Annotated in this window: 20 protein-coding genes; 16 read left to right on the plus strand and 4 right to left on the minus strand. The window is 63.2% G+C overall.

From position 1 onward, the window contains the following. The first annotated feature begins 40 nt into the window (after positions 1 to 40). A complete protein-coding gene (locus tag ACJO3T_RS02780) occupies positions 41 to 1,624 on the plus strand; it encodes a bifunctional aminoglycoside phosphotransferase/ATP-binding protein (RefSeq protein ID WP_406962477.1) in 1,584 nt (527 codons plus the stop codon). Continuing rightward, positions 1,624 to 1,968, plus strand: coding sequence for a Rieske (2Fe-2S) protein (locus tag ACJO3T_RS02785; RefSeq protein WP_406977705.1), 345 nt, complete (start codon positions 1,624 to 1,626; stop codon positions 1,966 to 1,968). Before ACJO3T_RS02780 ends, ACJO3T_RS02785 begins: the two co-directional genes overlap by 1 nt. On the opposite strand, the gene sfsA is transcribed toward ACJO3T_RS02785, so the two are convergent. Next, a complete protein-coding gene (gene sfsA / locus ACJO3T_RS02790; protein WP_406977706.1) occupies positions 1,965 to 2,699 on the minus strand; it encodes a DNA/RNA nuclease SfsA in 735 nt (244 codons plus the stop codon). The two genes, ACJO3T_RS02785 and sfsA, sit on opposite strands and share 4 nt — an antisense overlap. 181 nt (positions 2,700 to 2,880) lie before the next feature. Here sfsA and dksA point away from each other — a divergent pair, with 181 nt between their 5' ends. The 10 genes from dksA (at position 2,881) to pgi (ending at position 15,028) form a co-directional block, all read left to right on the plus strand. Next, complete coding sequence (gene dksA, locus ACJO3T_RS02795) at positions 2,881 to 3,321, plus strand: RNA polymerase-binding protein DksA (protein ID WP_406962471.1); 441 nt, start codon at positions 2,881 to 2,883, stop codon at positions 3,319 to 3,321. 57 nt (positions 3,322 to 3,378) lie between these two features. Continuing rightward, positions 3,379 to 4,260: a tRNA glutamyl-Q(34) synthetase GluQRS gene (gluQRS, locus tag ACJO3T_RS02800; protein WP_406977707.1), complete on the plus strand. Its 882-nt coding sequence runs from the start codon at positions 3,379 to 3,381 to the stop codon at positions 4,258 to 4,260. 92 nt (positions 4,261 to 4,352) lie between these two features. Then, complete coding sequence (locus ACJO3T_RS02805; protein WP_328188831.1) at positions 4,353 to 4,529, plus strand: hypothetical protein; 177 nt, start codon at positions 4,353 to 4,355, stop codon at positions 4,527 to 4,529. Continuing rightward, positions 4,519 to 7,488, plus strand: a complete 2,970-nt coding sequence (locus ACJO3T_RS02810; protein ID WP_406962467.1) for an ATP-binding protein — start codon at positions 4,519 to 4,521, stop codon at positions 7,486 to 7,488. The genes ACJO3T_RS02805 and ACJO3T_RS02810 overlap by 11 nt, the downstream gene beginning before the upstream one ends. Before the next feature lie 8 nt (positions 7,489 to 7,496). After that, positions 7,497 to 8,897, plus strand: a complete 1,401-nt coding sequence (locus ACJO3T_RS02815; RefSeq protein ID WP_406962517.1) for a sigma-54-dependent transcriptional regulator — start codon at positions 7,497 to 7,499, stop codon at positions 8,895 to 8,897. An 884-nt stretch (positions 8,898 to 9,781) separates the two neighbouring features. Then, the gene (pcnB, locus tag ACJO3T_RS02820) at positions 9,782 to 11,089 is read left to right on the plus strand and encodes a polynucleotide adenylyltransferase PcnB (protein WP_406962515.1); all 1,308 of its coding nucleotides are present in this window, start codon (positions 9,782 to 9,784) and stop codon (positions 11,087 to 11,089) included. Further along, entirely contained in the window at positions 11,086 to 11,616 is a 531-nt protein-coding gene (folK, locus tag ACJO3T_RS02825) for a 2-amino-4-hydroxy-6-hydroxymethyldihydropteridine diphosphokinase (protein ID WP_406962465.1), read from the plus strand. Before pcnB ends, folK (ACJO3T_RS02825) begins: the two co-directional genes overlap by 4 nt. 98 nt (positions 11,617 to 11,714) lie before the next feature. Next, the gene (gene panB / locus ACJO3T_RS02830) at positions 11,715 to 12,506 is read left to right on the plus strand and encodes a 3-methyl-2-oxobutanoate hydroxymethyltransferase (protein WP_406977708.1); all 792 of its coding nucleotides are present in this window, start codon (positions 11,715 to 11,717) and stop codon (positions 12,504 to 12,506) included. Then, entirely contained in the window at positions 12,506 to 13,354 is an 849-nt protein-coding gene (panC, locus tag ACJO3T_RS02835) for a pantoate--beta-alanine ligase (protein WP_406977709.1), read from the plus strand. Before panB ends, panC begins: the two co-directional genes overlap by 1 nt. Positions 13,355 to 13,378: 24 nt before the next feature. Further along, on the plus strand, positions 13,379 to 15,028 hold the full coding sequence (gene pgi, locus ACJO3T_RS02840) for a glucose-6-phosphate isomerase (RefSeq protein ID WP_406977710.1): 1,650 nt from the start codon (positions 13,379 to 13,381) through the stop codon (positions 15,026 to 15,028). 15 nt (positions 15,029 to 15,043) lie between these two features. Here pgi and folK (ACJO3T_RS02845) read toward each other — a convergent pair whose 3' ends face one another. Both folK (ACJO3T_RS02845) and folB read right to left on the minus strand, forming a co-directional pair. Then, positions 15,044 to 15,541 carry a 2-amino-4-hydroxy-6-hydroxymethyldihydropteridine diphosphokinase gene (gene folK, locus ACJO3T_RS02845; protein WP_406977711.1) on the minus strand — a complete coding sequence of 166 codons (498 nt, stop codon included), beginning with the start codon at positions 15,539 to 15,541 and terminating at the stop codon, positions 15,044 to 15,046. Continuing rightward, on the minus strand, positions 15,541 to 15,897 hold the full coding sequence (folB, locus tag ACJO3T_RS02850; RefSeq protein WP_406977712.1) for a dihydroneopterin aldolase: 357 nt from the start codon (positions 15,895 to 15,897) through the stop codon (positions 15,541 to 15,543). Before folB ends, folK (ACJO3T_RS02845) begins: the two co-directional genes overlap by 1 nt. A gap of 85 nt (positions 15,898 to 15,982) precedes the next feature. Between folB and plsY the strand changes: the two genes are divergently transcribed. Next, on the plus strand, positions 15,983 to 16,576 hold the full coding sequence (gene plsY / locus ACJO3T_RS02855) for a glycerol-3-phosphate 1-O-acyltransferase PlsY (RefSeq protein WP_406977713.1): 594 nt from the start codon (positions 15,983 to 15,985) through the stop codon (positions 16,574 to 16,576). Positions 16,577 to 16,592: 16 nt separating this feature from the next. Here the strand turns inward: plsY and tsaD are convergent, their stop codons facing one another. Next, on the minus strand, positions 16,593 to 17,645 hold the full coding sequence (gene tsaD, locus ACJO3T_RS02860) for a tRNA (adenosine(37)-N6)-threonylcarbamoyltransferase complex transferase subunit TsaD (protein WP_406962451.1): 1,053 nt from the start codon (positions 17,643 to 17,645) through the stop codon (positions 16,593 to 16,595). Positions 17,646 to 17,905: 260 nt separating this feature from the next. On the opposite strand from tsaD, the gene rpsU reads away from it, so the two are divergent. The 3 genes from rpsU to rpoD all read left to right on the plus strand — a co-directional run bounded on the left by rpsU (position 17,906) and on the right by rpoD (position 22,103). Continuing rightward, entirely contained in the window at positions 17,906 to 18,121 is a 216-nt protein-coding gene (gene rpsU / locus ACJO3T_RS02865) for a 30S ribosomal protein S21 (protein WP_007153483.1), read from the plus strand. Positions 18,122 to 18,316: 195 nt separating this feature from the next. Next, a complete protein-coding gene (gene dnaG, locus ACJO3T_RS02870) occupies positions 18,317 to 20,074 on the plus strand; it encodes a DNA primase (protein ID WP_406977714.1) in 1,758 nt (585 codons plus the stop codon). Positions 20,075 to 20,258: 184 nt separating this feature from the next. Further along, on the plus strand, positions 20,259 to 22,103 hold the full coding sequence (gene rpoD / locus ACJO3T_RS02875; RefSeq protein WP_406977715.1) for an RNA polymerase sigma factor RpoD: 1,845 nt from the start codon (positions 20,259 to 20,261) through the stop codon (positions 22,101 to 22,103). Positions 22,104 to 22,235: the final 132 nt, after the last annotated feature.

Below are 22,235 nucleotides of genomic sequence, written 5' to 3' on the forward strand. Positions count from 1 at the left end.
TCACGGACACCCGGCCCCACATCAGACCAAGGAGCACACTGTGAGCGACGCACCGGCTGCAATCCTGATCGACAACCTGCAAGACCCGGCGCTGTATGACCATCCGGTCAAGGAATTCCAGGTACTGGAAACCCATATCTCACAGGTCATCCTTACCGGTGACTATGCCTACAAGATCAAGAAGCCCATGGACTTCGGTTTCCTGGACTTCTCCACCCTGGAGAAACGGCGCCACTTCTGCGAGGAGGAGGTACGCCTGAACCAGCGCCTGGCCGCGACCCTGTACCTGGACGTTGTGCCCATTACCGGCTCGCCGGAGGAACCGGTCCTCAACGGCAGCGGCGAGCCCTTCGAATACGCCATCCGCATGCGCCAGTTCCGCCAGGACCAGCTCTTCGACGGCTTGCAGGAACGGGGGCAACTGACGCCGGACCTGCTCAGCGAGCTGGCCGAGCAGGCCGCCCGCTTCCACGACACGCTGCCGCCGGTGCCGGAAGACAAGCCCCTGGGAACGCCGGAGGCCGTGTTCGCCGCCATGCAGGAAAACTTCGACCAGATCCGGCCACTGCTGGACGGCGACAAGGCCCTACTCGACCAGCTCGAGGCCCTGGAAGGCTGGACCCGCAGCACCTTCGAGCGCCAGCAGTACCTGATTGCCCAACGCCGGGCGGACGGCTTCGTGCGGGAATGTCATGGCGACCTGCACCTGGCCAATATCACCACTTATGAGGGCAAGGTGACCGTCTTCGATTGCATCGAGTTCAGCGAGCCTTTCCGCTGGATTGATGTGATCAACGACCTGGCGTTCCTGCTGATGGACCTGGAGTCCCGCCGGGAATTCGCCCTCGCCAGCCACACCCTGAACGCCTATCTGGAGTGGCGCGGCGATTTCGACGGCCTCGCCCTGCTGCCCCTGTACAAGACCTACCGTGCCCTGGTGCGGGCCAAGATCTCCCTGTTCACCCGGGGCAATGACGGCCTACCGGAGCAGGAGAAGGAAGGGCTCCTGCAGAAATACCGGGACTACGCCAACCTGGCAGAGCGTTACACCCGGATACCCAACCCTTACCTGCTGGCCACCACCGGCCTGTCCGCCAGCGGCAAGTCCACCGTCAGCCATACCCTGGCCTGCGAGCTGAGCCTGGTACGCCTGCGGTCGGATGTGGAGCGCAAGCGCCTGTTCGGTCTTGGCCCCCTGGACAGTTCCCGCTCCGACATCGGCAAAAACCTCTACACCGAAGAGGCCAACCGCAAGACCTATCGCCAACTGGCGGACCTGTCGAAGCAACTGCTGCAGTGCGGCTTCGGGGTGATCGTGGATGCCGCCTACCTGCGGGAAAACGAGCGGGAGCTGCTGGCCAGCGTGGCGGAGGGCCTGGGCGTGCCGTTCGGCCTGATCCACTGCGAGGCCCCGGAAGCCACCCGCCGGGAATGGATCCGGGAGCGCCGGGGCGACGCCTCGGAAGCAGACGAGAAGCTGCTGGAGCAGCAGAAGCAATGGGAGGAGCCGCTGTCGGAGGTGGAGAAGTCCCACACCGTCCATATCCGCACGGATGAAACCCTGGCGACCGGCGAATTGGCCCATCGCATCCGGGCCCATTTCGGGATGGACGAAAGCGCCTGATGCCGGAAGAAACCATGGGCGATGGCTGGACTCCGGTCTGCCCGGAGTCGGGGGTGGCCAATGATCAGTTCCAGGAATTCCAGCTGGACGGGGAACCCTGCTTCCTGTTCCGCCGCCGCGGCCGACTGTTCGCCTACCGCAACCGTTGCCCCCACCTGGGCATCCCCCTCAACTGGATGCCGGAGCGGTTCCTGGACCCGGACAACTGCTTTATCCATTGCGTCAACCACGGCGCCCTGTTCACCCCGGAATCCGGTGACTGCATCGCCGGGCCCTGCCAGGGGGACCGACTGATGTCGGTGCCCCTGCGGATCGCCGACGGCACCATTGAGGCCCGGCTCTAGTTCTCCGACCCGAGCACGACAGGCAGCTCCCTCACCAGGGCCAGGCTACCGGACGGGTTGTTGTCCCGCACCAGGTCCGCCTGCCAGGCCATCAGCTCCACCCCGGCGGCGGCTGCCTGCCGGAGCAGATCGCCATAGGCAGCGTCAATATGGTCCGCCGGACGCACCTCTGCCACCCCGGTATGGTTGACGCAGAACAGCAGCACCGCCCTATCGCCAGCACGAACCTGGGCCATCAGTTCCCTCAGGTGCTTCTGGCCACGGAGGGTAACCGCGTCGGGGAAGTACCCCACACCGTCCTCGCACAGGGTGACGTTCTTCACCTCCACCCAGGCATCCGCCTGCTCCGGGTGCCCGGACAGGTGCAGATCGATACGGCTTTTCTCCTCGCCATAGCGGACTTCCGGGCGCACCGAACCATAGCCGGACAGGGCCGCTATGGTACCCGCCTCCACCGCAGCCCGGGCCTGGGCATTGGGGCGGCCGGTGTTGATACAGGCCAGTGCGCCCGGCGCGGTTTCCACCAGCTCCCAGGTGTAGCGCAGCTTGCGTTTCGGGTTGGTGGCCGGGCTCAGCCAGACCCGGGCATTATCGGGCTGGCAGCCCATCATGGAGCCGGTATTGGGGCAGTGAGCCGTCACGAGTTTGCCATCGTCCAGTCGTATATCCGCAAGAAACCGCTTGTACCGTTTCAGCAGCCGCCCTTCGACAAGGTTTTCGGGGAAATTCATGACGTCTCCATGGTCAATTGATACGATGCACATTGTGGATACAAGAAGGCTGGCGCCCCCGCAACAGATCTGCTATTTTCCGCAGATTCCCGAGGAACCGGGCGGTTCCTGATTCAGACGGGCGCAGACACAAGCAATAACACTGCGTCCCTTTGGAGTTTTCATAAAGAGGCCAGGTCACATGGCAAATACCGCAGAACAGACACGCGAGCGCTTTACCAACTTCACCCCGTATGAAGCGAAGAAGGGTGAAGAATACATGAGCCCCGAGATGCTGCAACACTTCCGCAACCTGCTGATGCAGTGGCGGCAGGAGCTCATGGAAGAGGTCGACCGCACCATGCATCACATGCAGGAAGATGCCGCCAACTATGCCGACCCCAGCGATCGCGCCTCCCAGGAAGAAGAATTTTCCCTGGAACTCCGCACCCGTGACCGGGAACGGAAACTGATCAAGAAAATCGACAAGACCATCGACCGCATCGACAAGGACGACTACGGCTTCTGCGACCAGTGTGGCGTGGAAATCGGCATCCGTCGCCTGGAGGCCCGCCCCACGGCCACCCTGTGCATCGACTGCAAGACCCTGGCGGAAATCCGCGAGCGCCAGACCGGCATCTGATCACGCCAGCGCAACTCAACGTGAGGGTCAAACGGCCCTCACGCAGGGATTCCCTACATGACCACTCCGGCGTACCGCGGGCGTTTCGCCCCCTCGCCCACCGGCCCCCTCCATTTCGGCTCACTGGTCACTGCACTGGCCAGCTATCTGGAGGCCCGCACCCGCAACGGTGAGTGGCTGGTACGGATCGAGGATCTGGACCCGCTAAGGGAAAGCCCGGAAGCCACCGAACAGATCCTGCACAGCCTGGCGGCCCACGGCCTTCACTGGGACGGCGATGTCCGCTACCAGTCATCACGGCTGGAGACCTACCGACAACTGGCAGACCGGCTGGTGGATCGGGGCAGGGCCTACTATTGCGGCTGCTCCCGCAAGGAACTGAAGGCCAACGACGGCCGCCACCCCTACCACTGCCGTAAAGGCGGAAACACCCCGGGTGAGCGCCCCCTGGCCATCCGTTTTGCCCTGGACGACGAACACGCCCACTGGCACGACCGCATCCTGGGCGGGCAGCACCAGTCCGTCCGCGCCGAGGTGGACGATCCGGTGATCATCCGCAAGGAAAGGTTCGTGGCCTACCAGCTTGCCGTGGTGGTGGACGATATCGACCAGGGCGTGACCGATGTGGTCCGTGGTTCCGACCTGCTGGAAACCACCGCCCAGCAACGCCAGATCTTCCGGGCCCTGGCGGGCACCCTTCCCGGCTGGGCCCATATTCCCGTGGTCCTCAACCAGCAGGGCCAGAAGCTCAGCAAACAGAACCATGCGCCGGCAGTGGATGACAGCCAGCCGGCCCGCAACCTCTGGCATGCCCTGGCGTCACTGGGCCAGCGACCACCCCGGGCACTGGCGTCCGATACTCCCTCGCAGGTGCTGGCCTGGGCCACGGAACACTGGGCACTGGATGCCATCCCCCTGGAACACAGCCGGGTACCCTGATCCGGGAGTCCGCGCGGGATTGGCAACCAACCTGACAGTGCCCCCCGGCCCATGGTATAACCCCGGACATCAACGGCCCGGATAAACATCTGATGTATATCTATCGCCTGGTTTTCCTACTGGTTCTGGCTGTTTACATCTTTTCACCCAACATCCTGGACTGGTGGGTTTCGCCGGATAACGCCTGGTACTCCCCCTACCTTTTCTGGAGCAGCCTGATCGCCGTCGGCGTGTGGCTGGAATGGCAACGGGACCCCAATGAGTTTTAGCCTGCCGGTTTTGCTGCTGATCAGCCTGGCCTACCTGCTGACGCTGTTCGGCATTGCCCATGCCACCGAACGTGGCCGGCTGCCCGGCCGCTGGGTTCGACACCCGCTGGTGTATACCCTGAGCCTGGGCGTCTATGCCGGCACCTGGGCCGTGTACGGTGCGGTGGGAGTCGCCGCTGAGTATGGCTATGGTTTCCTCGCCTACTACCTGGGTATCAGTGGCGCCTTCCTGCTGGCACCGGTGTTGCTCAACCCGATCATGCGCATCGGGCGGGCCTACCAGCTCACCTCGCTGGCGGACCTGTTTGCCTTCCGCTACCGCAGCCAGTGGGCTGGCACCCTGGTGACCATCACCTCCGGCATGTCGCTGATGGCCCTGCTCAGCATGCAGATCAAGGCGGTATCCGACAGTGCCGGCCTGCTCACTCCCAACGCTTCGCCAAACGCCATCAGCATCCTGTTCAGCCTGATCGTGGTGCTGTTCGCCATGCTGTTCGGCTCCCGCCGGGACCAGACCTCCGGCAGCCATCAGGGCCTGGTGGTGGCCATCGCCTTCGACTCGCTGGTCAAGCTCGGGGCCATGCTGTTGCTGGGGGCCACCATCCTGTTCTCGGTGTTCGACGGCCTCGCCGGCCTGGAGCAATGGCTGGCGCTGCCCTCCACCGGGGTCAGCGCCCTCACGCTGAAGATCGAGGACGGAAGCTGGCGGGCGCTGATGCTGATGTCGTTCGCCGGCGCCCTGGTACTGCCCCACATGTACCATATGATCTTCAGCGAAAACCCGAGCCCCCGTGCCCTGTCCCGGGCCAGTTGGGGGTTGCCGCTGTACCTGCTGCTGCTGGGTCTGCCGGTGCCCCTGATCCTCTGGGGCGGCATGGCCATGCCGGTGACCAACGAACCGGCGATGTTCGCCATCAGCACCGCCCAGGCCCTGGGGAGCCCATGGCTGACCATCCTGATGTACGTGGCCGGCCTGTCCGCCGCCAGCGGCCTGATGATCGTCAGCACCCTGGCCCTGGCCGGTATGGTGCTGAATCACCTGGTACTGCCCCTGCGCACGCCCCGGGACCAGGACGATATCTACCGCTGGCTGCGCTGGACCAAGCGCTTCCTGATTGCCGTTATCATCTTCGCGGCGTTGTTATTCCATGAACTGCTGGGGCGTGAGCTGGACCTGTCCACCCTGGGCATCCTGTCGCTGTCGGGGGTGCTGCAACTCCTGCCCGGCGCCCTGGGCGTGATCTACTGGCCGGAAGGCAACCGCAAGGGCCTGATCAGCGGACTGGTCGCCGGGCTCACCCTGTGGGCCACCACCCTGGTACTGCCACTGTCCCGGGCCACCGACCCGCTGGACTGGATCACGGTCCTGCCCGTTACCCCGGAATACGACAACTGGCCCATCTTCACCTTCATCAGCCTGGGCGTGAACATCGTCACCTTTGCCCTGGTCTCCATTGTCAGCCGGACCAGCCCGGAAGAAATCAGCGCGGCCCAGGCCTGCTCCCTCGGCGCCCTGTCCCGGCCACAGCGGCGGGAACTGATCGCCACTTCGTCATCGGAATTCGTGCGGCACCTGGCCGAACCCCTGGGTTACAACGTGGCCAAGCGGGAAGTGGTCCGGGCCCAGGAACAACTGGAACTGCCGCCGGTGGAATACCGCCCCTACCAACTCCGCCGGCTCAGGGACCAGATCGAGATTAACCTGTCCGGGCTGATGGGCCCTTCGGTGGCTCAGGACCTGGTACAGCGCCATCTGGGCTTCAAACCCATGGCGGCCAGCAGCCGCACCGCCCAGGATATCCAGTATGTGGAGCGGGCCCTGGGGGAATACGAGAACCGCCTGACCGGCCTCGCCGGCGAACTGGACAACCTGCGCCGGCACTACCGGCAGACCCTGCAAAACCTGCCCATACCGGCCTGCTCGGTGGGGGACGACGGCGAGATCCTGATGTGGAACCAGGCCATCGCGGAACTCACCGGCATTTCCGCCGACGAGGTGGTCGGGGCCCGCCTGCAGGCACTGCCCGCCCACTGGCGGGACCTGATGGAAGAATTCGTCCACGGCCCGGACCTGCGCCGCTACAAGCACCGCCTGGACCTGAGGGGTCGCCCCCACTGGCTAAACCTGCACAAGGCCGCCCTGGCGGGGCCGGACCACCCCGAGGGCGGCAGCATTATCCTGGTGGAAGACCAGACCGAAACCCGGCTGCTGGAAGACGAACTGATGCACAGTGAACGGCTGGCGTCGGTAGGTCGGCTGGCCGCGGGGGTGGCCCATGAGGTGGGCAACCCGGTCACCGGCATCTCCTCGCTGGCCCAGAACCTGAAACTGGAAACCGACAACCCCGACATCCTGGAAACCGCGGACCAGATCCAGCAGCAGACCCGGCGCATCTCCAATATCCTGCAGTCGCTGATGAACTTCGCCCGCACCGGCAACCACGCCCAGGCCAACCGGTACGAACCCGTGGGTATCCGCCGCTGTGTGGACGAGTCCGTGAACCTGCTGTCCCTGAGCGACAAGGGGCGAGGGCTTGACTACATCAACGAGTGTCCGGAGGATCTGCTGGTCCTGGGCGACGAGCAACGGCTGGTGCAGGTCTTCGTCAACCTGCTGGCCAACGCCCGGGATGCGTCACCGGATGGCGGCCGGATCCGGGTCAGTGGAAACCGTGACGAATACTCCGCTATTATCGAAATCGCCGACGAAGGGTCAGGCATACCCCCGGAACAGCTCGATCATATCTTCGAGCCCTTCTATACCACCAAGGGCGCCAGCCAGGGCACCGGCCTTGGCCTGTCACTGGTGTACAGCATTGTCGAGGAACACTACGGCACCATTAATGTGGAAAGTCCCGCCGACAGGGAGAGCGGGCGTGGTACTCTGGTGCGGCTGAAACTGCCCGCCTACGAGCCCGAAAGCGACGACGGCAGTGAGGGGGACTATCAAGGGTCATGACAGATACGATGCATCGCATACTGATTGTAGAAGACGAAGAAATTATCCGCGCTGCCCTGCGCAAGCTGCTCCAGCACAATGGCTACGACGTGGCCGTGGCCGAGTCGGTGGAAGGCGCCACCGGCGAGTACGACCTGAACGCCTTCGATCTGATCATCTCCGACCTGCGCCTGCCCGGGGAAGCCGGCACCAGCCTGATCGGCCAGGCGTCCGGCGTCCCGGTGCTGATCATGACCAGCTACGCCAGCCTGCGCTCGGCGGTGGACTCCATGAAGAAAGGGGCAGTGGAATACATTGCCAAACCCTTCGATCACGACGAGATGTTGTCCGCGGTGGAAGGCATCCTCGCGGAAAGCGTCGGACAGCCGGACAGCGACACCGCCGATGCAGGCGCATCCGGCGGTAACAGCGGTGACCCGGCGGAGATCATGTACGGTGAGTGCTCCGCCATGGAGCGGGTATTCACACTGATCCGCAAGGTCGCTCCCACGGAAACCACGGTACTGATCCAGGGCGAGTCCGGCACCGGCAAGGAACTGGCCGCCCGCGCCCTGCACCTGTTGTCGCCGCGGGCCAACCATCCGCTGATCTCGGTGAACTGCGCCGCCATTCCCGAGAGCCTGATCGAATCGGAACTGTTCGGTCACGAAAAGGGTGCCTTCACCGGTGCCGTGTCCGGCCGCACCGGCCTGATCGAAGCCGCCGACGGCGGCAGCCTGTTCCTCGACGAGATTGGTGAACTGCCCCCGGAAGCCCAGGCCCGGCTGCTACGGGTGCTGCAGGAGGGGGAAATCCGCAAGGTGGGCTCCACCCAGAGCCGCCAGGTTGACGTGCGGATGATCGCCGCCACTCACCGTAACCTGAAGGCCATGACCCGCACCGGTGAGTTCCGGGAGGATCTCTATTACCGCCTGAACGTCATGCAGATCCGCATTCCCCCACTACGGGAACGCCAGGGGGATGTGCTGGGGCTGTCCAGGCGATTCCTGGCACGGCAGGCGGACAGGATGAACAAGCCCGGCCTCAGCCTGAGCCCGGAAGCCATGAAGGCCATGGAACGGCACCGATGGCCGGGTAACGTGCGGGAACTCGAGAATGCCATAGAGCGGGCTTCCATCCTCGCGGACGGCGATGTCATCACCCCGGACCAGCTCGACCTGGATATCGAAACCGGCGATGACTACGCCATCCCCAGCAGCCTGGTGGAGGGTAACAATGAGCAGACACCGCCTCCTTCCCGGGAATCCGATGGCGGCAGCGACCTGTCCCTGGAGGACTATTTCCAGCATTTCGTACTGGAGAACCAGGACCGCATGAGCGAGACCGAGCTGGCCCAGAAGCTGGGCATCAGCCGCAAGTCGCTGTGGGAACGCCGCCAGCGCCTGGGTATTCCCCGCAAGAAAAGCTGACCGCCCCCTCCCTAACTCCGCCCCTCCCTCGTTCCCAGGGCCCTACATGGCCACGCAGGTGTTACCTCTCAATTTCCCGAGTGTTACCTCGCCGGTAACACCCCGGGTGTTACCCGGTGTTACCGCACGAAACACGACATAATGGATAACCGAGACATGAGTAACACTAAGCGGTATTTTTTTATTCCTAAAACCCATTAAAAAATCACAAACTGCTGTTTTTAAAGGATTTGCAAAAACTGGCACAAGCACTGCTTTAACTAGAGCGCACAACAACAAAAACAATGTGACAGGGCAGCGCCAACAACAAGAACAAAAAGCTGCAGAAAAAGCGCCCGGTAACAAAAACAAGCACAGGGCGTGAGTGAACTGAGTGTTTTGGGTGCTGAGCTTTTTAGTGGTGCCTTGGCTTTATGAGAACCGCAGTAGTAGAGAAGAAACGTCTTCCAGACGTCGCTGCCGCTGCCCAAGGTGATCATATAGTCACTACCGCTCTCTGTATTCAAAGCGTTCCGTTTACAGGATTCGGGCCTCACCTGAGGTCAAAGCAGGCAACTGGCCTGCCAATAAAAAAAACCGCAAACAACAAAAACAATGCAGATCGTCTACTCTTCCAAGGCGGGTTCGCGCAAGCGTTCCCGCCTTTTGATTATCTGGCCGGCGTACTCCCTCTGTCCGAAACCGAGACCAACATGGGCAAATCCTGCGCAAACCGTTAAACTCTCCCTCCTGCGTGGATGGTGCCCGCGACATTCCGGCGCCAGCCCAGGCAACGTCAAACCATGGCACGCCCCGGCTCCGGGCTGCCGATACGCCGTTCATGGATTTCAATGCTGAGAAACATACAGAAAAAAGTTCGCGCCCTGCTTGCTCCCAAAGCCCCGATGGAGCCGGCTTACGAGCGCCGCGAAATTCCCCGGGACCAGCACAACGTCTCGCGCTCAATGATCAGCGAGCCGGCCAAGAAGGTGCTCAACCGGCTCAACAAGGCCGGCTATGAGGCCTACCTCGTAGGCGGTGGCGTTCGCGACATCCTGCTGGGGGAACAGCCCAAGGATTTCGACATCGCCACCGATGCCACCCCCGAGGAAGTACACGAGCTGTTTCGCAACTCCCGCCTGATTGGCCGACGCTTCCGCATCGTTCATGTGCTGTTCGGGCGTGAAGTTATCGAAGTCACCACCTTCCGTGGCAATGCCAACACGGACGACGCCGACGATGACGACGATCGCCGGACCAACGAGCATGGTCTGCTGCTGCGCGACAACGTCTATGGCAACCAGGAGGAGGATGCCCTGCGGCGGGACTTTACCGTCAACGCCCTCTACTACTGCATCCGCGATTTCACCGTCATCGACTACGCCGGCGGCATGGACGACCTGAACAACCGCCAGCTCCGGCTGATCGGCGACCCGGAGACCCGCTACCGTGAGGACCCGGTGCGTATGCTGCGGGCGGTACGATTCGCCGCCAAGCTGGGCTTCACCATCGAACCGGTTACCGAAGCCCCCATCCGCGAACTGGCACCGCTGCTGACCCACATCCCCCCGGCCCGGCTGTTTGAGGAGGTCCTCAAGCTGTTCTCCGCCGGTTACGGCGAGGCCACCTGGTACCTGCTGCAACAGTATGGCCTGCTGGCACCGCTGTTCCCGGAAACCGTCCGGGCCATTGATGAGGGCCAGCCGGACACCCTGATACTCAAGGCCCTGCAGAACACCGACGACCGGCTCCGAAGGGGCAAGTCGGTCACTCCCTACTTCATGTATGCCGCCATGCTGTGGCCGGCATTACAGTCGGAATGGCAGCGCCGCCAGGACAATGGCGAGCCGGTACAGCCGGCCCTGCACCAGTCCATCAGCAAGGTGATTGGCCGGCAGGTGCAGGCTACCTCCATTCCCAAGCGGTTCTCCGGTCCCATGAAGGAAATCTGGGAACTGCAGATGCGCCTGCCCAGGCGCCAGGGCAAGCGTGCCTATGCCCTGATGGAGCACCCCCGGTTCCGGGCCGCCTATGACTTCCTTCTGGTCCGCGAGGCCGCTGGTGAGATCGAACCCGGCCTGGGCCAGTGGTGGACCGACTTCCAGGAGGCGGATGACCGCGAGCGGGAGCGGATGCTCAGCCAGTTGGGGCAACAGGGGCCTCGCAAGCGGCGCCGGCGCCGCAAGCCCGCCCCCCAGAGGCAGGACGGATGAGCAACGGGGTCAGGGCCTGGGTCGGTCTGGGTAGCAACCTGGAAGACCCGCTACAGCAACTGGCCCGGGCCGTGACAGGCCTGGCAACCCTGCCCCGGTCCACCCTGCTCGACCAGTCCCCCTTCTATCGCAGCCGGCCCATGGGCCCACAGGACCAGCCGGATTTCGTCAACGGCGTGGCGCTCCTGGAAACCAGCCTGTCCCCCCACGACCTGCTGGACCACCTGCAACGGCTGGAGCAGGACCACGGCCGGGTACGGCTGCGCCACTGGGGCCCCCGGACCCTGGACCTAGACCTGCTGCTCTATGGCGAAGAGATAATCGCCACCGACCGCCTGACAGTGCCCCACCCCGGCGTCACTGAACGGGACTTTGTGCTGCGCCCGATGCTGGACATTGACCGCGATGTCGCCCTGCCCGACGGGCGCCGCTGCCAGCAACTACTTGACGAATGCACCGATAACCATCTGCAGCGACTGGAGCCGGTGGCCGGCGCACCTCTTGCCTCGCCCCCGCCCCGCCATTAACCTTAGGGAGCCTCTGAAAAATTCTGGACCACAGCAACTTGCCGTAAGGTCCCGGGACAGAACGCTCAACCCGCCACTTTCCAGTAAAGGCGTCTTTTATGGCTGTTACCATCAATACCCTGCGTGACTATAAGGACAAGGGCGAGGCTTTTGCGGTCCTCACCGCCTACGATGCGGCGTTCGCCCAGGTCGTCAGTGAAGCCGGCGTGGACGTTATCCTGATCGGCGATTCCCTGGGCATGGTGCTGCAGGGCAATGACAGCACCCTGCCGGTTACCCTTGAGGAAATCTGCTACCACACCCGCTGCGTGGCCGCTGGTAACCGTGGCTCCCTGATCATGGCCGACATGCCGTTCATGACCTACGGCACCATCCCGGATGCCCTGGACAATGCTGCCGAGCTGATGCGGGCCGGCGCCCACATGGTAAAGCTCGAGGGCACCGACTGGATGAAGGACACCATCACCGCCCTCAGCGAGCGCGGAGTGCCGGTATGCGCCCACCTGGGCCTGACCCCGCAGTTCGTCAACAAGTTCGGTGGCTACAAGGTACAGGGCCGTGACGACAAGCAGGCGGAGCTGATGATCGAGCACGCCAGCGACCTGGTGGCGGCCGGCGCCGATGTCATCCTGCTGGAATGCGTGCCGGCGCCCCTGGCCGCCCGCATCACCCAGGCCGTGACCGCGCCCGTGATCGGTATTGGTGCAGGCAAGGACACCGACGCCCAGGTACTGGTCCTCCACGATATGCTGGGCATTCCCGATGGCCACAAGGCCAAGTTCGTCAAGAACTTCCTGGCCGAAGGTGGCAGCATTCCCGGCGCCATCGAGGCCTACGTCAAGGCCGTCCGCGAACGCACCTTCCCCGGCGAGGAGCATACGTTCAAGTAATGCGTACCGTACATACCATCAAGGAACTGCGTGCCGTTATCCGCAGCTATCGGGCCCAGGACAAGCGGGTGGGGCTGGTGCCCACCATGGGCAACCTCCACGAGGGGCACCTGGCCCTGGTGCGCCGGGCCCTGGAAGCGTCGGATGTGGTGGTCACCAGCATCTTCGTTAACCCGATGCAGTTCGGCGCCGGCGAGGACCTGGATGCCTACCCCCGCACCCTGGCGGAAGACCAGCGCCGGCTGGAGGCCGAGGGCAACACCCTGCTGTTTGCCCCCACGGTGGAGGAAGTCTACCCGGACGGCCTGGCCCGACAGACCCAGGTGGCGGTACCAGAGGTAAGCGAGGGCCACTGCGGTGCAAGCCGCCCCGGCCACTTCGATGGCGTGGCCACCGTGGTCTCCATGCTGTTCAATATGGTGCAGCCGGACGTGGCCGTGTTCGGCGAGAAGGATTTCCAGCAACTCGCGGTGATCCGCAAGATGGTCAGGGACCTGTTCATCCCGGTGGATGTCATTGGCCTGCCCACCATCCGGGAGCACGATGGTCTGGCCATGAGCTCCCGCAATGGCTACCTGTCCACCTCGGAACGGGAGGTGGCACCGGCCTTGCATCGGGTCCTCTCGGAGACTGGCAGGGCCCTGGCCGATGGCAACGACGACTTTGCCGGCCTGGAAGCGGCCGCCCGCGACACCCTGGCCGCCGAAGGCTTCCGCCCGGACTACTTCAACATCGTCAACAGCCTGACCCTGAAACCGGCAGTACCCGGAGACCGCCAGCTTACCGTGCTGGCGGCAGCGTTCCTGGGAACCACGCGATTGATAGACAACCTGTCAGTTGAACGCTGACTCCCTGTAGCGAAAGGAAGCGACATGGCAAAGGAAAGTTCACCCCTGGTCCGCAAACCGGAGTGGCTGGCGCTGCGTGAGCACCAGGCCGAACTCGCGACAACCCATATGCGGACACTGTTCCGGGAGGACCCGGAGCGATTCCGGCGCTTTTCCATCGAGGCCGCCGGCCTCAGGCTGGACTACGCCAAGAACCGCATCCGTGGCGACACCCTGCCCCTGCTGACGGCCCTGGCCCGGGCCTGCGGTCTGCCGGAGGCCACCGAGGCCATGTTCTCCGGTGCCGCCATCAACAACACCGAAAACCGTCCCGCCCTGCACACCGCCCTGCGGGCTGACGCCGACAGCGACATCCGTGTCAACGGCGAGAATATCGTGCCCGAGGTGCAGGCCACCCTCGATCGTATGGAAACCTTCGTGGAGCAGGTTCACCAGGGCCAGTTGACGGGGTTCAGGGGCGATGCCCTGACGGACGTGGTGTCCATCGGTATCGGCGGCTCCTACCTGGGTCCCTGCATGGTGACCGAGGCCCTCCGGCCCCTGACCCGGAACGGCGTGCACTGCCATTACGTGGCCAATATCGATGGCACCGATATCAGTGAAGTGCTGCGGCAGGTCAATCCGGAGACCACCCTGGTCCTGGTGCAGTCCAAGTCCTTCGGCACCCAGGAGACCCTGGCCAACAGCCAGCTTGCCCGCCAGTGGCTGCTGGATGCCGGCGCCAGCGAGGCCGACCTGGGACACCACTTCGTGGCGGTGACCGCCAATGGCGCGGCGGCCAGGGCATTCGGCATACAGGATCACGCCATCTTCCCCATGTGGGACTGGGTCGGCGGTCGTTACTCCCTGTGGTCCGCCATTGGCCTGCCCATTGCCCTGACCCTGGGCATGGACGCCTTCCGCCGCCTGCTGGCCGGCGCCCGTGACATGGACCAGCATTTCCGCCAGGCGCCACTCGAGGACAACATGCCGGTGGTCATGGCCCTGCTGGGGGTGTGGTACGTGAACTTCTGGGGTGCGGATACCCACGCCATCCTCACCTACGACGAATACCTTAAGCAGTTACCCAACCATCTCCAGCAACTGGATATGGAGAGCAACGGCAAGCGCGTGGACCGCAACGGGCACACCGTAGACTATGCCACCGGCCCGGTGATCTGGGGCGGCGTCGGCGCCAACGGCCAGCACGCCTACCACCAGCTACTGCACCAGGGCACTGTGCTGACGCCGGCGGATTTCATTATTCCCCTGAAGAGCTACAACCCGGTAGCCAACCACCACGCCACCCTGTTCGCCAACTGCCTGTCCCAGAGCCAGGCGCTGATGCAGGGCAAGACCGAAGCCGAGGCCCGGGCGGAACTGCAGGACCAGGGACTGCCACCGGAGGAGGTGGAGCGGCTGGTGCCCCACAAGGTGATCCCTGGCAACAAGCCCTCCAATACCCTGGTATTCGACAAGGCCACGCCGGAAACCATCGGCGCCCTGGTGGCCCTCTACGAGCACCGCACCTTTGTGCAGGGGGTGATCTGGAACCTGAATTCCTTTGACCAGTGGGGGGTGGAGCTGGGCAAGCAGCTGGGCAAGCCCATCCTGCAGCAGCTCAATGAAGGGATCAGCGACAACGGCCTGGACAGCTCAACCGCCGGCCTGATGCGCCTTTTCCGGGGCGAGTGACAGGGCCGCCCTGCGCTAGCGCCAGCGAAAATCCGCTGGCCATAGTTTCTGGCCACCGCGATAGGCGTTCCACAGTTCCCGGTAGCTGCGCCCATCCAGCGGATGGGTGCGGTCCCCCGCCAGGTCCGCCAGGGGCCTGAGTACAAAGGCATTTTCGAGGATTTCCGCCCGGGGAATATCAACACCATCCCTGGGCCGATCCAGGTCGCCGTAGGTGAGGATGTCCAGGTCCAGGGTGCGGGGACTGAAGCGCTTGGCGTCGGGCCTGCGCCCGTGGTCCACCTCAATGGCCTTGAGGCACTGGCTCAGCTCCGCCACCGTCTTGTCGGTAGTCAGCCCCACCACCAGGTTGAAGAAGGGCGAACCGTCGAACCCGACCGCCTCGCTCTCGTAGACCGGCGACACCCGCAACTCGCCGAACGTACGGGCCAGGGCATCCAGGCCGGCACGGATATGGCGCTCCCGGTCCACGTTGCTGCCCACACCGATAAACACTTCCACGGTGTCACTCATCACCAGTCACCCCGCTGGATCCGTACACCCACCTGACGGGCCGCGGGCACTGCCCCCGGTTTCCAGAGGGTCAGGCGGATTGCCGGAATGGCAAAGGTGGCCATCAGGTCGCCGGCCAGCTTCTCGGCCGCGGTCTCCAGCAACGCCGGCTGGCACTGTTCGAAGAAGCGCTGCACATGGTCACTCACGGCAGCATAGTCCAGCGCCTGCCCCACGTCATCGGAGGCCGCCGCCGGGCGGTTGTCCCAGGCCATTTCCAGGTCGAGGCGCAGCTCCTGGCGCACCTCCCGCTCCCAGTCGTAGACGCCAATCACCGTCTCCACGGCCAGGCCTTCGATCAATACACTGTCGGTCAAACCCTTGTCTCTCCAGAATCCGATTGAACCGCCGTCGCCAACGGGATAAGGTCGTGGGTTTCGGACTTCAGCAGCCCCACAGACCATGGACGTAGCCAACCAGCCACTCCTGCTTATTGCCATCTGCGCCCTCGCCTACCTGGCGGGGTCGGTACTGTTTGCCATTCCCATCTGCCGGCTGTCCGGGCTGACGGACCCGCGGGTGCTTGGCTCCCGCAACCCCGGCGCCACCAATGTCTACCGCAGCGGCGGCCCGCTGCCGGCGGCCCTCACCCTGTTGCTGGACGCCCTCAAGGGCGCCCTGCCGGTATGGCTGGCCCAATATTTCGACTTCTCGGTGTTCGCCCAGGCCATGGTGGCCCTGTGTGCCGTCACCGGTCATATGGTACCCCTCTGGTACCGCTTCCAGGGCGGCAAGGGCGTGGCCACGGCCCTGGGCTGTGGCCTGGTGCTGGCACCAGTTACCACCATCCTGCTGGCCCTGATCTGGCTGCTGGTGGTGTGGCGCTGGCGGATTTCCGCCCTGGCCTCCATCATTGCCCTGGGCTCCGGGCCGGTGATCAGCGCCCTGCTGGAACCTGAAACCCTGCCCATGTTCGGCCTGCTTGCCATCGTTATCGTGATACGCCACCGCAACAACCTGATCCGCCTGGCCCAGGGGCGGGAAAGCCGCTTCTAGTGTGCCGCCTGGTTAATTAACCCAAACCCTCCAAACGCTCTTCCGCAAGCCCGGGCAAGGTATCCATTGGCCAGCGGGGTTTCGCCACGATACGGTCGCCGTCCCGCTGGCCGGCCAGCAGTCGCTGGCAACCGGCATAGGCGATCATGGCACCGTTGTCGGTACAGAATTCCGGCCGGGCGTAGAAGACCGTTGCCTGCCGCTTGCGAGCCATGGCCTCCAGTGCCGCCCGTAGTCGCCGGTTGGCGCTGACGCCGCCAGCCATCACCAGGCGGTCGCAATCCGCCGCCTCCAGGGCCCGGCGGCACTTGATCACCAGGGTATCCACCACCGCACTCTCGAACGCCAGGGCGATATCGGCCCGGGTCTGGTCGTTCCAGTTACCGGCTTTCTTCTCGGCGGTAACGGTATTCAGGGTAAAGGTCTTCAGGCCACTGAAACTGAACTCCAGCCCCGGGCGATCGGTCATCGGGCGGGGGAACCGGTAAACGCCTTCCCGGCCCTGTTCCGCCAGGGAGGCGACGCGGGGGCCGCCGGGGTAGTCCAGATCCAGCATCTTGGCCGCCTTGTCGAAGGCCTCTCCGGCAGCGTCGTCCACGGACTCGCCCAGCAAGCGGTATTCGCCGATCCCCGCCACCTTCACCAACTGGGTATGACCGCCGGACACCAGCAATGCCACAAATGGGAACGCCGGCGGGTTGTCCTCCAGCATCGGCGCCAGCAGGTGGCCCTCCATGTGATGGACCCCCAGCACCGGCACATCCAGGGCGAGTCCAAGGGCATGGGCCACGGAACCGCCCACCATCAGCGCCCCCACCAGGCCCGGCCCGGCGGTGTAGGCAATTCCCGCAATGTCCTGTCGCTGGCAGCCGGCCTTATCCAGGACCTCATCGCACAGGGGCAACAGCTTGCGGACGTGGTCCCGGGAGGCCAGTTCCGGCACCACGCCGCCATAGTCGGCGTGCATATCGGTCTGGCTGAACAGCGCATCCGCCAACAGGCCGCGCTCGCTGTGATAGAGGGCCACGCCAGTCTCGTCGCAGGAAGTTTCGATGCCCAGAATCAGCATGGGGCCGGTACCTCGGGTAACTTGGTGGTGAAATTGGCGGCATTCTAGCAGGGAACCCCCGGAAAAGTCCTGAATGCCGGCCCGGATACATCAGTAGATCCGGACCTTTCCGGAGGCTCCCCTGTCCAATAAAAGCCTGCCGATAATTTCACCAGGTAATTGACGGTGGTGTAGTCCAGGCGCTATCATTGCCGGCCTTAAATAGGACTGGCCGATTTTTGTCCAATATTTCTAACCGAATTCAAGGTAGGTGATTGTTAATGCCAGCTGTTAAAGTGAAAGAGAATGAACCGTTTGACGTAGCGCTGCGTCGTTTCAAGCGTTCCTGCGAGAAAGCAGGTGTGCTCTCCGAAGTGCGTCGTCGCGAGCACTACGAGAAGCCGACCGCTGTTCGCAAGCGCAAGGCTGCCGCTGCCGTCAAGCGTCATCTCAAGAAGCTTCAGCGGGAACAGCGCAAGTTCGAGCGCCTGTACTGAGAACGGTCAGCCCCTGCACCGCAGGGTTTTGAACCCGTTCATGGCGCGACACATCTGTCGACTCCATACTGGGAAAACCGAGAGATGAGCGCACATTGAAATGCCGTCGGGGCATGGCTCCGACGGCATTTTGCGCTGTGCCCGATATAAGTAACTGGCACAGCAACAGCCTTTCAGATCCAAGACGGAGTAGGCATGAGCGGACTGATCCCCCAGCGTTTTATCGAAGACCTGCTGGACAGGACGGATCTTGCCGAACTCATTGGTTCCCGCATCACCCTCAAGAAGGCCGGCGCCAACTACAAGGCCCGCTGCCCTTTCCACGATGAGAAGACCCCTTCGTTCAATGTCCGGCCGGACAAGGGCTTCTATCACTGTTTCGGGTGCGGGGCCCATGGCGATGCCATCAGCTTCGTGCGGGAATTCGAGGGCCTGGACTTTACTGCCGCGGTGGAGGAACTGGCCCGCCGCGCCGGCCTGGAAGTACCCTATGACCGGGTCGCCAGCGAACAGATCAAACAGGCGAAGACCCTGACCGATGCACTGGACTTCGCCAACCAGTTCTACCGCAACCGCCTGGCCAGCCCGGAAGGCTCACTGGCGCGGGATTACCTGACCGAACGGGGCCTGGACCCGCAGGTCATCGAGATGTACCAGATCGGGTTCGCCCCCGGCGCCGGCACGGCCCTGTACAACGCCGCCAGCGACGAACTGCGCAAACCGCTGATCGAGACCGGCACGGTATCGGACAAGTACGGCCGTCCACGGGACCTGTTCCGCAACCGGGTGATGTTCCCGATCCGTAACACCCGGGGCCGGACCGTAGCCTTCGGTGGCCGCACCCTGGGGGACGACAAGGCCAAGTACATCAACTCCCCGGAGTCGGACGCGTTCCACAAGAGCCGGGAGATCTACGGCCTGTTCGAGGCCCGCCAGGCACTGCGTCGCATCGACAAACTGCTGGTGGTGGAAGGCTACATGGATGTCATCGCCCTGGCCCAGTTCGGCATCCACTACGCGGTGGCCGCCATGGGCACCGCCACCAACCAGGACAGCCTGGCGGCACTGCTGAAGCAGACCCGGCACCTGGTGTTCTGCTTTGATGGCGACACCGCCGGCTACCGGGCCGCTGACCGGGCCATGGAGAATGCCCTGGAGTTGCTGGCCGACGGCATCCACCTGCAGTTCCTGATGCTGCCGGACAAGGAAGACCCGGACACCCTGATCCGCAAGGAGGGGGCCGAGGCCTTCGAAAAACGCATCGGCCAGGCCAAGCCCCTGTCCCGGTACCTGTTCGACCGGATGAAGGAAGGTCTCGACCTGTCCCTGCCGGAGAACCAGGGGGAGCTGCGTTCCCGGGTGGAACCGCTGCTGAGCCGCATGCCCATGGGCAGTCTGCGCAATGCCATGTGGCAGGAGATGATGCGGCTTTGCCGGCCGCCGAACGCCTGGCAGAACAACGGCAAAGGCCGTGATGGCTACCGGCAGGGCCGGAACAGTGCGCCAGCCACGCCCCAGGAACGGGTACCGGTACGGCTGAGCAAGAACCACATGCTGTGCCTGGCCATGCTGGAAGCCCCGGAAATGGCCCCTGAGCTGGCGGAGTTGTGCCGCCAGGACCGGCAACTGGACAAGGCCGCCAACTTTGCCGACTGGCTCAGCCGCCACGGCCTGAAAACGCGCCGCCAGGTGTACCAGCACCTGGCCCGGTCACCGGAGGAACAGCAACGATTCCAGTCGTTATTCGACGGCATCGAGCACCTGCCTACTCGCCACGACGCAATAGATAGTGCTCGCGCAATGCTCTCGCCTAACGACGAGAACCGCAAAAAGCGTCACTCAGGTGCATTGAGAGGAAAAAATCTCGTTAAGGCTTCTGAGCTAACAGAGGAGGAGCGCCAGCAGTTCAAGGCGCATTTTCAGCGCATCAGCAAAAACACTGACATTAATTGAAAAAGTGCCAGTGAAATCAGAGTGATTGAGCAAAGAAGGTTGGAAGCAAAGGATTTTTTTCAGCCACGACTTGAAACCGAAACCACTGGTCACCATCTAACCATCCGGTGGCAGTCGTTTCTCGCGACAGCTATAATGGTTGTTTAACTTTTTTCCTTTTTACCATCAAGTTCACAGGGTGTCTATGTCAGGCAATTCTCAGAAATCCCGTTTGAAAGACCTCATTGCCCGAGGAAAGGAGCAAGGTTACCTGACTTACGCCGAGGTCAATGACCATCTGCCTGAGGATATCGCGGATCCGGATCAGGTAGAAGACATTATCCGCATGATTAATGACATGGGCATCCAGGTCAGCGAGGAAACCCCTGACGCTGACACCCTGCTCATGACCGAGGGCGACTCCACCGCCGACGAAGCCGCTGCCGCCGAAGCCGCCGCTGCCCTCGCCGCCGTTGAATCCGATGCCGGTCGCACCACCGACCCGGTGCGCATGTACATGCGCGAAATGGGCACCGTGGAACTGCTGACCCGGGAAGGCGAGATCGTTATCGCCAAGCGCATCGAGGAAGGCATCCGCGACGTGATGGCCGCTATCGCCCACTTCCCCGGCACCGCTGGCACCGTGATCCAGGCCTATGATCGCATTATCGAGAATGAAGGCCGTATCAGCGACATCGTATCCGGCTTTCTTGATCCGGACGATGCCGAGCCGTTCATGGGCGAGGACACCACCGACACCTCTTCCGATGATGACACCTCGTCCAGCGACGACGATGACGACGATTCCGAAGAAGAGAAGGAAAGCGGCCCGGACCCCGAGGAAACCCGCCTGCGTTTCGAACTGCTCCGGGAAAAGCTGGCCGCTGCCGAAAAGAATCTTGAGAAGCACGGTCGCGCCCACAAGAAGACCCAGGAGGCCCTGAACGAACTCGGTCAGGTATTCGCCCCCTTCAAGCTGGGCAACAAGGCGTTTGAAGAACTGGTTAACGTCGTTCGCTCCACCAACGAGCTGGTGCGTGAGAATGAACGCGCCATCATGAAGATCTGCGTGCGCGAGTGCCGCATGGACCGGAAGGAGTTCATCAAAACCTTCCCCGGCAACGAGACCAACCTGGACTGGGCCGAGAAGATCGCCCGCTCCCGCAAGCCTTATGCCGCCGCCATCAGCGAGCGCCTGGACGAGATCGTCCGTCTGCAGAAGCGCATTGCCAACGTGCAGAGCGAAGTGGACCTGGCCATCCCGGACATCAAGGAAATCAACCGCCGCGTGTCCATCGGTGAAGCCAAGGCCCGTCGCGCCAAGAAGGAAATGGTGGAGGCCAACCTGCGTCTGGTTATCTCCATCGCCAAGAAGTACACCAACCGCGGCCTGCAGTTCCTGGACCTGATCCAGGAGGGCAACATCGGCCTGATGAAGGCGGTGGACAAGTTCGAATACCGTCGCGGCTACAAGTTCTCCACCTACGCCACCTGGTGGATTCGGCAGGCCATCACCCGCTCCATCGCGGACCAGGCCCGCACCATCCGGATTCCGGTGCACATGATCGAGACCATCAACAAGCTCAACCGCATCTCCCGCCAGATGCTGCAGGAGATGGGCCGCGAGCCGACCCCGGAAGAGCTGGGCGAGCGCATGGAAATGCCCGAGGACAAGATCCGCAAGGTGCTGAAGATCGCCAAGGAACCGATCTCCATGGAAACCCCCATCGGCGACGACGAAGACAGCCACCTGGGGGATTTCATCGAGGACATCCAGGCCCTCTCACCGGTGGATTCCGCCACCGCCGAAGGCCTGCGGGAAGCCACCCGCTCGGTCCTCGCCGGCCTCACCGCCCGGGAGTCCAAGGTACTGCGCATGCGCTTCGGTATCGAGATGAACACCGACCACACCCTGGAAGAAGTCGGCAAGCAGTTTGACGTCACCCGGGAGCGGATCCGTCAGATCGAAGCCAAGGCCCTGCGCAAGCTGCGCCACCCGTCACGCTCTGACCACCTGCGCGGCTTTATCGACGACCAGGGCAACGGTTAAACCGGCCAACACAGTAGCGGGCGCCATGCCTCAACGGTATAATGGCGCCCGCTTTGTTTCCGGCAAGGCAAAATCACAGAAAGGGCCTATAGCTCAGTTGGTTAGAGCTGGGGGTGAGGCCCGACCGATGTG

Source organism: Marinobacter shunpengi (genome assembly GCF_045449715.1).
Classification (GTDB): Bacteria; Pseudomonadota; Gammaproteobacteria; order Pseudomonadales; family Oleiphilaceae; genus Marinobacter.

Coding starts and splice junctions, on each gene's coding strand:
- ACJO3T_RS02785 (WP_406977705.1), top strand. CDS start 1,624: ATGCCGGAAGAAACCATGGGCGATGGCTGGACTCCGGTCTGCCCGGAG.
- sfsA (WP_406977706.1), bottom strand. CDS start 2,699: ATGAATTTCCCCGAAAACCTTGTCGAAGGGCGGCTGCTGAAACGGTAC.
- dksA (WP_406962471.1), top strand. CDS start 2,881: ATGGCAAATACCGCAGAACAGACACGCGAGCGCTTTACCAACTTCACC.
- gluQRS (WP_406977707.1), top strand. CDS start 3,379: ATGACCACTCCGGCGTACCGCGGGCGTTTCGCCCCCTCGCCCACCGGC.
- ACJO3T_RS02805 (WP_328188831.1), top strand. CDS start 4,353: ATGTATATCTATCGCCTGGTTTTCCTACTGGTTCTGGCTGTTTACATC.
- ACJO3T_RS02810 (WP_406962467.1), top strand. CDS start 4,519: ATGAGTTTTAGCCTGCCGGTTTTGCTGCTGATCAGCCTGGCCTACCTG.
- ACJO3T_RS02815 (WP_406962517.1), top strand. CDS start 7,497: ATGCATCGCATACTGATTGTAGAAGACGAAGAAATTATCCGCGCTGCC.
- pcnB (WP_406962515.1), top strand. CDS start 9,782: ATGGAGCCGGCTTACGAGCGCCGCGAAATTCCCCGGGACCAGCACAAC.
- folK (WP_406962465.1), top strand. CDS start 11,086: ATGAGCAACGGGGTCAGGGCCTGGGTCGGTCTGGGTAGCAACCTGGAA.
- panB (WP_406977708.1), top strand. CDS start 11,715: ATGGCTGTTACCATCAATACCCTGCGTGACTATAAGGACAAGGGCGAG.
- panC (WP_406977709.1), top strand. CDS start 12,506: ATGCGTACCGTACATACCATCAAGGAACTGCGTGCCGTTATCCGCAGC.
- pgi (WP_406977710.1), top strand. CDS start 13,379: ATGGCAAAGGAAAGTTCACCCCTGGTCCGCAAACCGGAGTGGCTGGCG.
- folK (WP_406977711.1), bottom strand. CDS start 15,541: ATGAGTGACACCGTGGAAGTGTTTATCGGTGTGGGCAGCAACGTGGAC.
- plsY (WP_406977713.1), top strand. CDS start 15,983: ATGGACGTAGCCAACCAGCCACTCCTGCTTATTGCCATCTGCGCCCTC.
- tsaD (WP_406962451.1), bottom strand. CDS start 17,645: ATGCTGATTCTGGGCATCGAAACTTCCTGCGACGAGACTGGCGTGGCC.
- rpsU (WP_007153483.1), top strand. CDS start 17,906: ATGCCAGCTGTTAAAGTGAAAGAGAATGAACCGTTTGACGTAGCGCTG.
- dnaG (WP_406977714.1), top strand. CDS start 18,317: ATGAGCGGACTGATCCCCCAGCGTTTTATCGAAGACCTGCTGGACAGG.
- rpoD (WP_406977715.1), top strand. CDS start 20,259: ATGTCAGGCAATTCTCAGAAATCCCGTTTGAAAGACCTCATTGCCCGA.